Here is a 14,097-nt window from a genome sequence, read left to right as displayed (position 1 = left end):
GCGGAGCGCGACCAGCCTGCGGTGGACACGGCGCTGGCGGCCCTGAAGAAGGCCGCCGAGGGCGAGGACAACGTCCTCTACCCGATGAAGGACGCGCTGCGGGCGCGGGCGACGGTGGGTGAGGTGTGCAACGCGTTGCGGGAGGTGTGGGGCACATACGTGCCGTCGGACGCGTTCTGACGTTCTGACCAAAACCCGGAGGACGGAGTGCCGGGCTCCCGTGCGACACTCCGTCCATGTTCGGCGTCATAGACCTCCCCACCTACCTCGCAGGCCTCGTCCTCATCGTCCTGCTCCCCGGCCCCAACTCGCTCTACGTCCTCTCCGTGGCCGCCCGTCGCGGTGTGCGCGCCGGGTACACCGCCGCCGCCGGTGTCTGGTGCGGGGACACGGTGCTGATGACGCTGTCGGCCGCCGGCGTCGCCTCGCTGCTCCAGGCCAACGCCGTGCTGTTCGGGATCGTGAAGTACGCCGGCGCCGGATATCTCACCTGGCTGGCCATCGGGATGATGCGAGCGGCCTGGGGGATGTGGAAGACGCGGCGGGAGCAGACCGCGCAGGACGCCGCCGCCTCCGTGACCGGTGACGAGCGGCCGTTTCGGCGGGCCCTGGTCGTCAGCCTGATCAACCCGAAGGCGATCCTGTTCTTCGTCGCCTTCTTCGTGCAGTTCGTCGATCCGGGCTACGCCTACCCCGCCCTGTCCTTCGTCGTGCTCGGCGTCCTCGCCCAGCTGGCCAGCTTCCTGTACCTCAGCGTGCTGATCTTCAGCGGCACCCGGCTGGCTGCCGCCTTCCGGCGCCGCAAGCGGCTGTCGGCGGGGGCGACCTCGGCGGCGGGCGCGCTGTTCCTGGGCTTCGCGGTGAAGCTGTCGCTGGCGAGCGCGTAGCCACCCGCGCCGTCCGCCGTCCGCTGTCGGCGGCCGGCAGCCGGTCAGCGCAGGCCGACCCCGCTCAGGTACTCCGTGAGGCCGTCCGTCGTCTCGGCCGCCCATCCGACGTAGCCGTCCGGGCGGACCAGGAACACGCCCGTGCCGTACGGAGTCGGGGCCGGCCCGTGCACCACCCGCACCGGTCCGAGGTCGTCGCCGGGGGCGTCCGTGCCCAGCGCCAGCAGTGTCCAGTGCGGCCCCCGGAAGGCGTCGAAGAGCCGTACGCCGGCCACCCTCCCGTCGGGCGCGCGGTCGCCGGCCCGCAGTGCACCGGCCGGGGCGCTGCGCGTCTGAGCGGTCAGGGACGACTCCCGGTAGTGCAGCCCCAGCTGCCGGGTCGCCTCCCCGCGCCGCACCTCGCCGCGGTGGACGCCGGTCGAGAGGCCGAGCACGTGGGCGGCGATCGGGCGCCGCTCCTCCTCGTAGGTGTCCAGCAGAGTGGCCGGGACGCTGCCGGTGAGGACCGCGCCCAGCTTCCAGCCCAGGTTGTAGGCGTCCTGGACGCTGGTGTTCAGGCCCTGGCCGCCGGCCGGTGAGTGCACGTGCGCCGCGTCCCCGGCGAGGAACACCCGGCCCACCCGGAACCGGTCGGCCAGTGCCGCGCGCGGCCGGAAGTCGGAGGCCCAGCGCACCTCGGTCACGTCCTCGGCGGCCAGGTGCGTGCGGGCGGCGACGACCTTCCGTATGCCGTCCGGGGTGAGGTCCACCTCCGCGTCCTCGGGGAGCCGCGCGACCAGCTGGAAGTCCTCGGTGCCGGCCAGCGGGCAGAGCGCGAGGAAGCCGCCGTCCTCCCCGGGCGGGAAGACATGCCAGTTGTCGCGGTCCAGGCCGTTGATCCGGACGTCCGCCACCAGTGTCGGGCTGGGATCGACCGTCTCGCCGGTCATGCCGACGCCGAGTGCCTGCCGCACGCCCGACCGGCCGCCGTCGGCGGCGACCAGATAGCGGGCGCGGACGGATGCGCCGGAGGCGAAGTGCGCACTCACGCCGTCCGCGTCCTGAGCGACGCCGACGACCTCCCGGCCGAAGGCGACCGTGCCGCCCAGCTCCTCCAGCCGGGCCAGCAGGATCTCCTGCGTGCGCCACTGCGGCACCATCCACGCCTTGTTGTACGGCGCGTCCTCGCTCGGCTCGGCCGGTTCGAACATCTGGTGCTCGCCGACCCGTTTCCCGTCCTTCCAGACCATGCCGACCGGGTAGTCCCCACCGGCCGCGTGGATGGCGTCGAGGACCCCCAGGTCGTCGAAGACCTCCATGGTGCGGGGCTGGAAGCCCTTGCCGCGCGAGCCGGGGAACAGCGTCTGCCCCCGCTCCACGACCAACGCGTCCACCCCGCGCCGGGCCAGGTCGATGCCGAGGGCGAGGCCGGTGGGGCCCGCGCCGACGATCAGAACGTCCGTGTTGGTTCCGTTCATCCCGTTCTTGTCCATGCCAGTCTCCTTAACGTTGTTAAGTCGCTGCTGGCTCCGAGCATGTCCTTAACGGCGTTAAGGTGTCAAGCTGTCCGCGTGGGAACGGAACGACGCGCCCCCCTCGACCGCCGACGGGTCGCGGACACGGCGCTGAAGCTGCTGAACGAGGTGGGTCTGGACGGCCTCACCCTGCGCACCATCGCCAGGGAACTGGACGTCAAGGCGCCCGCCCTGTACTGGCATTTCAAGGACAAGCAGGCCCTGCTCGACGAGATGGCCACCGAGATGTACCGCCGTATGGTCGCGGGCATCCCGCTCGATGCGGACGACACCTGGCGGGAGCGGCTGCTCAAGGCCAACCGGGGCCTGCGCGCGGCGCTGCTCGGCTACCGCGACGGCGCGAAGGTGTTCAGCGGCTCACGCTTCACCGGCGCGGAGCACGCCGAGCAGATGGAGGACAACCTGCGCCTGTTCACCGCCGCGGGCCTCAGCCTCGCCCAGGCGGTGCGGGCGACCACGACGACGTACCTCTTCACCCTCGGCTTCGTCACCGAGGAACAGGGCGTCCAGCCCCTGCCCGGCGAGCGCCGGGAGGGGTTCGAACTGGACGCACGTGCCCGCCTGATGGCCGACTTCCCCCTGACGGCCGCGGCGGGCACGGAGATGTTCACGGACTTCGACCGGCACTTCGAGGAGGGGCTGGAGCTGGTGATCACCGGGATCGGGGCGCGCTACGGCCTCGACTGACCCGCCCCGCCGCTCGCCTTCGCCCGCTGCGCCGCCCGGTACCGGCGCACCGCCCGGGTGACGACCGGCGGGAACAGGTCGAGGGCGAGCCGCCGGGCCCGGCCGCGGGGAAACGCCCCTCGGGCGGGGGACGGCCCGGTCCGCTGGCCCTGCTTCGTCTGCTTCGTCTGTCCCGGCAGTGACGGGGTGCCCGGCGCGGTCTCCGTCTGTGGCGTCTGCGGTGTCTGTGGCGCCTGCGGCGAGGGCTGTGCCGCCGCGGGCGTCCGGTGCCGCGAGGGCGGCAGCGACGGCGGCCGCATGCCCTTGCCGGCCCGGACACGGACCAGTCGGTGCCCGGCGGCCTCCTCCACCGTCACCCCGCAGTCGTCGCGCCCGCGCAGCGCGGCGAGCAACCGCTCCTGGACGGGCTCGGGGTCGCCCCAGGTGCCGTAGAGCTTCTGGGTGCTCAGGCAGACGGGGCGCAGCCCCCGGTTGACCACGGCCTCCCAGGTGGCGGCGGCGACACCGGGGGTGTGCTCGCTGCGGAAGTCGTCGAGGACGACGATGCCGTCGGGCCGCAGCAGATCGCGGGCCGCGCCGATGTCGGCCTGGACGTGCTCGTACAGGTGCGAGGCGTCGATGTGGACGAACCGGCAGGTGCCGGGCGCGACCGTGTCCGTGATGGCGGAACTGGGGGCCTGGATCACGGTCGGCAGGGTGTCGTGGAAGGAGAGGTAGTTCCGCTCGAAGGCCTGCCGGGTGAGCGTGGAGTACGACCGCGCCAGCTCGGCCCGGTTCGCGTCGTCCGGCGCGTCGGCCCCGAACAGGTCGCAGACCGTCAGCGTCTCTCCGTCCCGCAGGTGGTGCCCCAGCAGGATCGCGCTCTTGCCCAGATAGGCGCCCAGCTCGAGCAGGTCGCCGCGGGTGTCCCCGGCCTCCTGCCACTCCAGGAACCAGGAGAACAGCACCTGGTCCAGCGGCCAGAACCAGCCGGGGACGTCGTTCAGCTCGCCGGGGTGCTCGTGCGTCTCTTGCGCAGTGGCCATGAAGCGAGGATGCCCCTTCGGCGGGTGTAACGCGACGGGCTCGCGCGATCTGATGGACGTAAGATCACACGAATCGCCCAGCGTGCCCGGACGCACACCTTCCGGAGTCGGAGGCGTTCGGTGCTCAGGACGCCCGCAGGTACGCCGAGCGGGCCGCCTTGCCCAGGTAGGCGAAGCGGGTGTCGCCCTTCAGATGGTCGTCCAGGGCCTCCTTGATGCCCGGCCAGCTCGGGTCGCCGTAGTCGTCCAGGACGACGATCGCGCCGGGCGCGGCGATCTCCTCGGCCCACTCGAGGTCCTGGGCGACGCCCTTGGCCGAGTGGTCGCCGTCGACGACGATCACGCCGTAGCTGCGGTCCGAGACGGCCGCCCGGGTCTCGGGGTCCTCGGAGAAGCCCTGCCGGATGCGCGCCGCCGCGCCCGCCGGACCGGCGAGGCCGAGGTTGGTGCGTACGGCGTGCTCGTCGACCGGCGTCCCGGTGGGGTCCTGGCGCTCGTCGGTGCCGGGCTGGAGCTGCACGCCGGCGAAGGGGTCGACGATGGTCAGGTTCGGGCTGCGGCCGTCGCGCTCCATCATCCGGACGAGCCCGGCGGAGAACATGCCGTACAGCGTGCCGATCTCCAGGATCTCGTCGTTCGGCGGGTCCAGCAGCGGGATCGTGCCGAGCTTGCCGCAGATGTTCATGGTGCCGCCCGCGATCCGGCCGACGCCCAGCGACTCCAGCGCGACCAGCAGCCGGAAGGCGGAGGCGACGTTGCGCTCCGCCGCGTCCCGGTCGCCGGACATGGCCGCGACCTCGGTGTACAGGTGCTCCAGCGAAGCCTCGCCCACCATGCGGGAGACGCCTCGACCGTGGGGGCCGACCAGCAGCTCGAAGGTGAGCTGCCGACGCCTGAGCTGCTCGACGTCACGCACCAGCTGCTCGGTGTCCGGGCGGGCCGGCGCCGCCTGGGCACCGGTGCGGCGGACCGTCGAGCGGACCTGTCGCTCGATGCGCTGGTCGATGAGGTCGGCGACCGGGCGCAGCAGACGCCGGGAAACCGAGCTGCGGAGCAGGGAACGGCTGTTCATGGGGAAAGAGCCTCTATCCGTCGCGGAGTGATACGGGAGTGCGAGGAACAGGTGGGGGGTGGCTGGGGCAAAGGCTAGGCATATGCCCGGCAGGGAGAAGAAGGGGGAGCGGGCCATCAGGCGAACTTCTGCGGAACTCCACGTGTCCGGCCGGGGCGGTCCGGCCCCGGCGCATTACCTCTCCGTTTCGCTTCTCAGTCCCGTCTCATCGATTTTCCGCACTGTTTCGCCTCACCGCACGGCTCACCGTTTGATCGAGCGCCGAATGGCCCGGGCCCGTCGGACCACCTTGCGCGCCGTGGAATTGTGCGGCAGGAAGGCCAGCCGCTCCGGAATTCCGCCGGGCAGCCCCAGCGAGGTGAGCCGCCGCTTTTTGAAGTACCGGCGGGTGCGGGCGTTCAGGTTGCCCCGCAGGTACTCCTCGGCCGCCGGTCGCAGCTCGGGCAGGATCTTCGGCTGCATCGCGAACCCGACGGCCCGCACCAGCGCGGCGAGGGCGTCGGTGTCCAGGCTCCGCCGCCCCTCGGTGACGGCCTCCCGGTCGGCCGGCTCGGGCAGCAGCGCGTCGACGATGGTGACCGGGACGCGGTTGCTGTTCTCGTACGGCGTGAGCCGGTCCAGCAGGGTCTCGGTGCCGACCCGGGCGACCGGCAGTCCGTACAGCGCGGAGGCGGTCAGCAGGGCCGTGGAGAAGCAGCCGACGACCAGCGCCGGACGCATCCGCTGGTACAGCACCTCCGCCAGGACCGGCGTGTCCAGCACGGTGAGCTCGACGCCGAGCTTCTCGGCCTCCTGCTCCAGGGTGCGGGCGAAGCGGGCCGGGGCGGTGGGGTGCGGCTTGAACACCACGCGGGAGTGACCGAGCCCGACGGCGCCCGTCAGCATCTCCACGTGCAGGCTCTCCTCCTCCTCGGCGGAGAGGATGCCCAGCGCCGACAGGTACTGGCCCAGCAGCAGCGCCGGCTGATCGCCCTCTTCGGACAGCCCGGCGTCGGTGTCCGCCAGCTCGGCCAGCACCTTGGTGAACGCCGGGGTCGGCACGATCTCCGCCGGGACGTCGAACTCGGTCAGCAGCAGGGGCGCCAGCCCCGGGACCAGGTCGAGGTGGAGCAGCCGTTCCACGCGGGTGCCGACCAGCGGGTCGAGCTTGTTGCGGGTGGGGCCGTAACTCATCAGGCCGTCGGCGTACACGGTCAGGGGCGCGTCGGTGAAGATCTGCGCCACGCCGAGCGCGGGGTGCACCTGGATCGACTCCACGGCGAGCTCCACGTCGTCCTCGCCCAGGTCCCAGGCCAGCCGCAGATACCGCTCCCACATGGGCGCGTCCTCCACCCGCGGGGACCAGCCGCCGGGGTGGAAGGGGAAGATCGCCTCGTTCCACGACAGTACGTCGTCGAACCGCGACCGCAGCCGCTCGAACCCGGGCATCTCGGCCGGCGACGGCGTCGTCTCGGGCGTCGCCGCGTTGTTGGAGACCAGCAGGATCCGCCGGTCGGCCGGGGCGAAGCAGCCCGCGTCCAGGGCCGCGGCGAGCGTGGCCGTGCCGTACAGCGTCGACGCCAGGAAGATCTGCGTGCTCACGCCGCCACCTCCGCACCCGGCAGCGCACGGCGGCGCAGTCGGCGCAGCAGCGTGGCGCGCTCGGCGTCCATCGAGCCGAGCACCTCGTCGAGCGCGTCCTGCGGCATCCGCCGCAGGGCGGCGGCGCTCATCGCCTTCAGTTTGCGGGCCACGGCAGGCTCGAACCTTTCGATGGAACCGAGATGGTGGGAAATGATCGCGCAGTACGTGCGCACGGCCTTCGGCACCAGACGCGCGGCGTCGACGTCCTCGGCCGCCCCCGCGACGACCTCGTCGAAGGCGCGGATGAAGTCGAGCTGGCGGACATCACCGATCTGGGTGAGCGAGGACGCCACGCCGCGCCGGTAGAAGACGCCGAGCAGCCCGGTCACCGCGAACGACTCCGCCTCCCGGTGCAGCTTCCAGATCCACGGCCGGTCCTCGGCCGTGCGCAGCCCGTCCGTGAAGTGCAGCAGACCGCGCTCGACCAGCCGGCGGTGGTAGACGCCGGCCCACGCGTAGGCGTAGTCGACGGAGGTGGACCGGTGGGCGGGCAGGATCGCGTCGCGCGGGCGCTGCACGACGCCCCGGCGGCCGTGCGGCACCCGATGCACGACACGGGCACGGGCCGTGCACTGGACGTGGTCGGTGCGCACGAAGTCGCAGCCCAGCTCCTCGATCGCGGCGACGAGCCGGCCGTAGTAGCCGCGCGCCAGCCAGTCGTCGCCGTCCAGGAACGTCAGGTACTCGCCGCGTGCCCGGTCGATGCCGGTGTTGCGGGCGGTGGCCAGACCGCCGTTCTGTTCGTGTCTGACCAGCACCGCCCCCGGCAGTTCGGCCTCGGCCCGCGCGAGAAGGTCCGCGGTCCCGTCGGACGAGCAGTCGTCGACGAGAATGAATTCGAAGTCGTCCCGCGCGTTCGCGCGCAGACTCCGCAGAGTGTCGGGTGCGTATTGCCGCACGTTGTAGAACGGCACGATGACGGAGAGCTTTGGCACGTGAACGACGTTAGGCGCCGGCCCGGCACCGGGCTTTACCTGAACCTTGATACGCGGTGAACGAGGCGTGGCGAAGCCGTGAAGCGCGCGCTGTTCCGGGCGCCGGGCGGCCCGATTCTCCATTCGGCGATGTGCTGTTCACCGTTTGTTGGATTCCGGTTGGGCGGTTCCTAGAAAAGCCTTTTTAGCGTCTACGACGTGCCAGCAAGTGCAACGAAGGCCCTGCGAGTAGCCGTCCTGGCGGACTCCGACACCCGGTGGAAATGGGGCGCGCTCACCGCGACCCGCATCTCCCCCGAGAAGGCGGACATCCACCTCGACGGTTTCCTCCTGCGAGGCCGAGCCACCCCCACCGCCCGCCAGCTGCGGGAAGTCGGCGTCACCGCGGACTCGCTCCGCGAGGTGACCGCCGTCGAGTTCCTGCGCACCATGGGTGAGGCGACGGGCGAGGAATCCTACGACGTCCTCGTCCTCGCCCTGGTCGGCGGCGGCGTCCAGGCCGTGCTGCACGGTCTGCGGCACGTGTGGCAGGACCGCACCGACCGGCCCGTCGTCGTCACCGGCTACGTCGGCGTCGTCTACGAGAAGCTCGCCGACGGCCTGCTCCTGCGCCACGGCGCCGACCTCGTCCTCGCCAACTCCCGCCAGGACGCGGACCGTTTCCGCGCCGTGTACGAGGGGGTCGGCACCGACGCCTCCGCGGTGACCGAGGTCGCCCTGCCCTTCCTGGGCGGCGCCGCCTACACCGGCGAACCGGACGGGGAGGGCCGGCCCTACACGGTCGTCTTCGCCGCCCAGCCCTCCGTCCCGGACAGCCGCAAGGACCGTACGTACCTGCTGGACCGCCTGATCCGGCACGCCCGCCGGCACCCGGAGCGCGAGGTGCTGCTCAAGCTGCGCTCCAAGCCCGGCGAACACACCACGCACATCGAGGAGCTGCCCTACCAGAAGCTGGTGCAGCGGGCCGACCCGCCGCCCAACTTCCACCTGGTCTACGGACACATGGGCGAGGTCCTCGACCGCACCGACCTGCTGGTGACCGTCAGCTCCACGGCCGCCCTGGAATCACTGCACCGCCGTGTCCCCACCGTCGTGCTGACCGACCTCGGGGTGCGCGAGGCGCTCGGCAACCACCACTTCGTGGGCTCCGGCTGCCTCGCCTCCTGGGACCAGCTCGACGAGGGCCACCGCCCGGTGCCCGACCCCGAGTGGGTCGCCCGGCAGGGCGTGGCGGTGGACGGCGGATACGCCACCGCCTTCGACCGGGCCAGCGCCCGCATCGCCGAACTGCTCGCCCGGCCCGGCGGCCTGCCCCCGCTCACCCCGTACTACACACCCGTCACCGCCCCCGGCTATCTGCCCGGCATCCTCGCCCGCCACCACCTCGGCCCGGACGGCACCCCGCTGCCCGGCGCGCCCGCCGCCGACCGCGACCCCGGCCCCGTCCGGCAGATCGTGCGCCGCGCGGCCCGCGGCGCCTACCGGCACGGCGTGCAGCGGGTCGCCCCGGTCATCCGGCGGATGGGGGAGCTGTGACCGGCCCGAACCGTCTCCAAGGAGTACAGCCCATGTCCCAACCGGAAGCGGGCCGGGGCGCCGACGTGCGCCGCGTGCTCGCGGTGATCCCCGCGCGCGGCGGCTCCAAGGGCGTGCCCGCGAAGAACCTCGCCCCCGTCGGCGGCGTGCCCCTCGTGGCCCGCGCGGTCCGCGAGTGCCGGGCCACCCGCCTCGTGACGGACGTCGTGGTCTCCACCGACGACCAGGCCATCGCCGCCGTCGCCCGCGAGGCCGGCGCCGAGGTCGTCCTGCGGCCCGCCGCCATCGCCGGGGACACCGCCACCTCCGAGGCCGCGGTGCTGCACGCGATGGACACCCACGAGGCCCTGCACGGCGCGGCCGTCGACGTGGTGCTCCTCGTACAGTGCACCAGCCCCTTCCTCGTCCGCGAGGACATCGACGGGGTGGCCGCGGCCGTCGTCGAGAACGGCGCGGACACGGCCGTCACGGTGGCCCCGTTCCACGGCTTCGTATGGCGCGACGCGGACGACGAGACCGAGGGCGGCCACGGCGTCAACCACGACAAGTCCCACCGCCCGCGCCGCCAGGACCGCCCCCAGGACCTGCTGGAGACCGGCGCCGCCTACGCCATGGCCGCCCCCGGCTTCCGCGCGCACCGGCACCGCTTCTTCGGCCGCACCGAACCGGTCCGCACCGACCCGGCCCGCGTCCTGGAGATCGACGACCCGCACGACCTGGCCCGCGCCCGCGCCCTGGCGCCCCTCTTCGACGCCGCCCGGCCCGGCGCCCTGCCGACCGCGGCCGACATCGACGCGGTCGTCCTCGACTTCGACGGCACCCAGACCGACGACCGGGTGCTGATCGACTCCGACGGACGGGAGTTCGTCTCCGTGCACCGCGGCGACGGACTCGGCATCGCGGCCCTGCGCCGCAGCGGCCTGCGGATGCTGATCCTGTCCACGGAACAGAACCCGGTGGTCGCCGCCCGCGCCCGGAAGCTGAAGCTCCCCGTGCTGCACGGCATCGACCGCAAGGACCTCGCGCTCAAGCAGTGGTGCGAGGAGCAGGGCGTCGCGCCCGAGCGCGTGCTCTACGTCGGCAACGACGTCAACGACCTCCCGTGCTTCGCCCTCGTCGGCTGGCCGGTGGCCGTCGCGAGCGCCCACGACGCCGTACGCGGCGCCGCCCGCGCGGTCACCACGGTCCCCGGCGGCGAAGGCGCCGTACGGGAGATCGCGACCTGGCTCCTGGGCCCCGCACTGGACGCCCTCGACGCCCCCGCAACCACCCTCGAATCCCCCACGCTCACCCAGTCCAAGTAAGGAACCCCTGCCATGAGCACCACCTCCCGCATCCGCTCCTTCGGTTCCCGCGAGGCCGGCCCCGGCCGCCCCGTCTACGTCACCGGCGAGATCGGCATCAACCACAACGGCGACCTCGACAACGCCTTCAAGCTGATCGACGCCGCCGCCGAGGCCGGCTGCGACGCCGTCAAGTTCCAGAAGCGCACGCCGGAGATCTGCACCCCGCGCGACCAGTGGGACATCGAGCGCGACACCCCCTGGGGCCGGATGACGTACATCGACTACCGCCACCGCGTGGAGTTCGGCGAGGACGAGTACCGCCAGATCGACGAGTACTGCAAGACCAAGGACATCGCCTGGTTCGCCTCCCCGTGGGACACCGAGGCCGTCGCCTTCCTGGAGAAGTTCGACGTCCCCGCCCACAAGGTCGCCTCCGCCTCGCTCACCGACGACGAGCTGCTGCGCGAACTGCGCGCCACCGGCCGTACGATCATCCTCTCCACCGGCATGTCCACCCCGAAGCAGATCCGCCACGCGGTCGAGGTCCTGGGCAGCGACAACATCCTCCTGTGCCACGCCACCTCCACCTACCCGGCGAAGGCGGAGGAGCTCAACCTCCGCGTCATCAACACCCTCCAGCAGGAGTACCCGAACGTCCCGATCGGCTACTCCGGCCACGAGACGGGCCTGCAGACCACGCTGGCCGCCGTCGCCCTCGGCGCCACCTTCGTCGAGCGCCACATCACCCTCGACCGCGCCATGTGGGGCTCCGACCAGGCCGCCTCCGTCGAACCGCAGGGCCTGACCCGCCTGGTCCGCGACATCCGCACCATCGAGGCCTCCCTCGGCGACGGCGTCAAGAAGGTCTACGACTCCGAGCTCGGCCCGATGAAGAAGCTGCGCCGCGTCACGGGCGTCGTCGCCGAGGCGGAGATCGCCGCGGCGGCGGGCGAGCCGGTCACGGTCTGACCCCACCCCCACCCCCACCACCACGGGACGGTCGCACACCGATGAGCCCCCGCGCCGGGACCGCCGGCCCCCACACTCTCGCCTTCGTCGAGAGCCCGGTACAACTGCTGAACGTGCTGGAGTGGGCGCACACCCGCGCACCCGGCGCGGAGCTCACCCTCGTCGTCCTCTCACCCGTCGACCCGATGACCCGCGGCCAGCTGCGCCGCATGTCCGAACTGGCCCGCAAGGAAGGCCACCAGGTCCGCTGGGAGGAGGCACGAGGCGGCGCCACCGCCCCCTTCCGCACGGTCGGCGGCCTGACCACCGCCCTGCGCCAGGCGGACCGGATCGTCATGGGCGACCCGTTCTCCCGCTACGTACAGCTGCTCCTCACCATCACCCGCGCCCACGACCTGGTCGTCGTCGACGACGGCACGGCCACGATGGAGTTCGTCACCCAGCTCGCCCACGGCGAACGCCTGGTGCGCTGGCACCGCAAGGGCAGCCGCCCCGGCCCCCGCGACCTGCTCTTCGCCCCGGTCTCCGGCTCCGCGCGGCGCCGCCTCACCCCGTCCGGGAACCGCCTGGTCTCGGTCTTCTCCTCCATGCCCATCGAGGACACCCCCGACGGCGTCACCGTCACCCCCAACGACTTCGCCTGGACCCGCGCCCGCTTCGGCCCGCCCCGCATCACCAAGGGCGCCGACATGGTCGGCACCTCCCTGGTGGAGACCGGCGTCGTCGACGGCGACCGCTACGTGGACGCCGTACGCTCCCTGGCCAAGGCCCACGGCGCGGCCCGCTACTTCGCCCACCGCCGCGAGAGCGCCGAGAAGCTCCACCGGCTGGCCGTGGAGACGGGCCTGCAGATCGTCCGCCCCGACCTCCCCCTGGAGCTGATCGCCCGCCGCGGCCCGATCGGCCGCACCATCCTCAGCTTCCCCTCCACCGTCGTCCACACCCTCCCCCTCGCCCTGGCCGGCACCGAGGTCCGCATCGCCGTCTGCGACATCGACCCCACCTGGCTCACCGACTCGGCCTCCCCCCGGGCCCGGGGCTTCCTGTCCGGGGTGACGGGGTCGGCCCGGGGGGTGCACCGGCTGTCGGCGGTGGCGAGCGGGGGTTGACATGCTCCTCGCCCTGAAGGGGCGAGGATTCTGGCCTTCTCGACTGGACGCCGTGCCGCTACGCGGCACGGCGTCCAGTCGAGAATCCGTGGCTTCCTGTTTCTTCGCGCTGTGCCGGGATTGTTCCCGGTCTTACCGGCGCTCCGCAGGCCGATACCGCCAGTCCGGCGGCCTGTTTGATGTTGAGTGCGGCGTTGGTGTCCCGGTCGTGGACGGTGCCGCAGGCGGTACAGGTCCATTCCCGCACGTTCAGGGGTTTGGGTCCGTCCACGGCGCCGCAGGTGGAGCAGGTCTGGGACGTCGGCTCGAACCGGCCGATCCTGATGAAGGTGCGGCCGTACCGCTGGGCCTTGTACTCCAGCATGCTGAGGAACTGTGCCCAGCCCGCGTCATGGACGGACTTGGCCAGCCTGGTGCGGGCCAGTCCGGCCACCGACAGGTTCTCCACGGCGATCCCTTGGTTCTCGCGGATCAGCCTGGTGGAGAGCTGGTGGTGAAACTCACGGCGCGCGTCAGCAACTTTGGCGTGGGCGCGGGCGACCTTCTCGCGGGCCTTGGCCCGGTTCTTCGATCCCTTCTGCTTGCGGGACAGCTCCCGCTGGGCCTTCTTCAGCTTCTTCTCCGCGCGCCGAAGGAAGCGCGGGGAGTCGATCTTCGTGCCGTCGGACAGGACCGCGAAGTGGGTCAGGCCGAGATCGATACCGACGGTGTTCTCGGTTTCGGGCATGCGGACGGCGTCGGCGGCGGAGTCGGTGTCGATGACGAAGGACGCGAAGTATCTGCCCGCCGCGTCCTTGACGACGGTCACGGAGGACGGTGTGGCGGGCAGGGCGCGGGACCACTTCACCGCCACCGCACCGATCTTCGGCAGGTCCAGCCGTCCGCCATCGGTGATCTTCCAGCGGGCGTTGGCGGTGAACCGGATCGACTGCCGGGCGTCCCTGCGGGACTTGAAACGGGGCGCACCCAGCTTCGGTCCCTTGCGGGTGCCCTTCAGGGAGGCGAAGAAGTTGCGGTAGGCGGCCTCCACGTCGCGCAGAGACTGCTGCAGCACCACCGCGGACACCTCGCCCAGCCAGGAACGCCCGGCCGTCTGCTTCGCCTCGGTGATCAGCTTCCGGGACAACTCTGCGGCGGTCGGGAACGGCCGCCCGGCCGTACGGGCGTCCTCACGGGCGCGGACCGCGTCGTTGAACACGACCCGGGCGCACCCGAACGCCCTGGCCAACGCGGCCTGCTGGACGGTGTTCGGGTGCAGCCTGAAGGCGTACCGAAGCTGCATGACGATCACACTAGGCACGTCGAACTCACGCCGTCACCGGGAACATGTGAGCGACATGTCACCGTCGCGCAGCAGAGTCCGGCTCCGCCGGAGCGCCACCGCGACGCTCCGCGTCGCGCCCCCCGGATTCGCTTCACCCCCGGCCTGAAAGCCGGAGCACTGCGAATGAATC

The 14,097-nt window shown here is 72.1% G+C and carries 13 protein-coding genes; 7 read left to right on the top strand and 6 right to left on the bottom strand.

Going from position 1 to position 14,097, the window contains the following annotated elements:
* Window positions 1-180: methylmalonyl-CoA mutase family protein (locus ACIGO6_RS20650; RefSeq protein WP_399878164.1), on the top strand; the 180-nt coding region annotated here is incomplete at its 5' end.
* Window positions 181-236: 56 nt separating this feature from the next.
* Window positions 237-887, top strand: coding sequence for a leucine efflux protein LeuE (leuE, locus tag ACIGO6_RS20645; protein WP_399878161.1), 651 nt, complete (start codon window positions 237-239; stop codon window positions 885-887).
* A gap of 44 nt (window positions 888-931) precedes the next feature.
* Here the strand turns inward: leuE and ACIGO6_RS20640 are convergent, their stop codons facing one another.
* Window positions 932-2,359 (bottom strand): FAD-dependent oxidoreductase, encoded by a 1,428-nt coding sequence (locus ACIGO6_RS20640; RefSeq protein WP_399878158.1) that lies wholly within the window; start codon window positions 2,357-2,359, stop codon window positions 932-934.
* A 78-nt stretch (window positions 2,360-2,437) separates the two neighbouring features.
* On the opposite strand from ACIGO6_RS20640, the gene ACIGO6_RS20635 reads away from it, so the two are divergent.
* On the top strand, window positions 2,438-3,088 hold the full coding sequence (locus ACIGO6_RS20635) for a TetR/AcrR family transcriptional regulator (protein ID WP_399878156.1): 651 nt from the start codon (window positions 2,438-2,440) through the stop codon (window positions 3,086-3,088).
* Here ACIGO6_RS20635 and ACIGO6_RS20630 read toward each other — a convergent pair.
* The 4 genes from ACIGO6_RS20630 to ACIGO6_RS20615 all read right to left on the bottom strand — a co-directional run bounded on the left by ACIGO6_RS20630 (window position 3,073) and on the right by ACIGO6_RS20615 (window position 7,743).
* On the bottom strand, window positions 3,073-4,113 hold the full coding sequence (locus ACIGO6_RS20630) for a class I SAM-dependent methyltransferase (protein ID WP_399878153.1): 1,041 nt from the start codon (window positions 4,111-4,113) through the stop codon (window positions 3,073-3,075). The genes ACIGO6_RS20635 and ACIGO6_RS20630 overlap by 16 nt on opposite strands.
* 124 nt (window positions 4,114-4,237) lie before the next feature.
* Window positions 4,238-5,185, bottom strand: coding sequence for a class I SAM-dependent methyltransferase (locus tag ACIGO6_RS20625; protein ID WP_399878150.1), 948 nt, complete (start codon window positions 5,183-5,185; stop codon window positions 4,238-4,240).
* 243 nt (window positions 5,186-5,428) lie between these two features.
* On the bottom strand, window positions 5,429-6,766 hold the full coding sequence (locus ACIGO6_RS20620; protein ID WP_399878147.1) for a polysialyltransferase family glycosyltransferase: 1,338 nt from the start codon (window positions 6,764-6,766) through the stop codon (window positions 5,429-5,431).
* Window positions 6,763-7,743: a glycosyltransferase family 2 protein gene (locus tag ACIGO6_RS20615; protein WP_399878144.1), complete on the bottom strand. Its 981-nt coding sequence runs from the start codon at window positions 7,741-7,743 to the stop codon at window positions 6,763-6,765. The genes ACIGO6_RS20620 and ACIGO6_RS20615 overlap by 4 nt, the downstream gene beginning before the upstream one ends.
* Before the next feature lie 198 nt (window positions 7,744-7,941).
* Between ACIGO6_RS20615 and ACIGO6_RS20610 the strand changes: the two genes are divergently transcribed.
* From ACIGO6_RS20610 to ACIGO6_RS20595, 4 genes are read left to right on the top strand one after another with little or no spacing between them, the layout of a single operon-like run.
* The gene (locus ACIGO6_RS20610; RefSeq protein ID WP_399878141.1) at window positions 7,942-9,279 is read left to right on the top strand and encodes a DUF6716 putative glycosyltransferase; all 1,338 of its coding nucleotides are present in this window, start codon (window positions 7,942-7,944) and stop codon (window positions 9,277-9,279) included.
* Between the two features lie 32 nt (window positions 9,280-9,311).
* Window positions 9,312-10,583 carry a cytidylyltransferase domain-containing protein gene (locus ACIGO6_RS20605; protein ID WP_399878138.1) on the top strand — a complete coding sequence of 424 codons (1,272 nt, stop codon included), beginning with the start codon at window positions 9,312-9,314 and terminating at the stop codon, window positions 10,581-10,583.
* Between the two features lie 12 nt (window positions 10,584-10,595).
* Entirely contained in the window at window positions 10,596-11,534 is a 939-nt protein-coding gene (locus tag ACIGO6_RS20600; protein ID WP_399878136.1) for an N-acetylneuraminate synthase family protein, read from the top strand.
* A 41-nt stretch (window positions 11,535-11,575) separates the two neighbouring features.
* The gene (locus ACIGO6_RS20595; protein WP_399878133.1) at window positions 11,576-12,643 is read left to right on the top strand and encodes a hypothetical protein; all 1,068 of its coding nucleotides are present in this window, start codon (window positions 11,576-11,578) and stop codon (window positions 12,641-12,643) included.
* Between the two features lie 58 nt (window positions 12,644-12,701).
* Here ACIGO6_RS20595 and ACIGO6_RS20590 read toward each other — a convergent pair whose 3' ends face one another.
* Window positions 12,702-13,925, bottom strand: a complete 1,224-nt coding sequence (locus ACIGO6_RS20590) for an RNA-guided endonuclease InsQ/TnpB family protein (protein ID WP_399878131.1) — start codon at window positions 13,923-13,925, stop codon at window positions 12,702-12,704.
* Between the last annotated feature and the right edge of the window lie 172 nt (window positions 13,926-14,097).

Source organism: Streptomyces sp. NPDC053750, assembly GCF_044544295.1.
Classification (GTDB): Bacteria; Actinomycetota; Actinomycetes; order Streptomycetales; family Streptomycetaceae; genus Streptomyces.
Note: the sequence above shows the minus strand (reverse complement) of the source record. Positions and strands in the feature narration are given on the sequence as shown.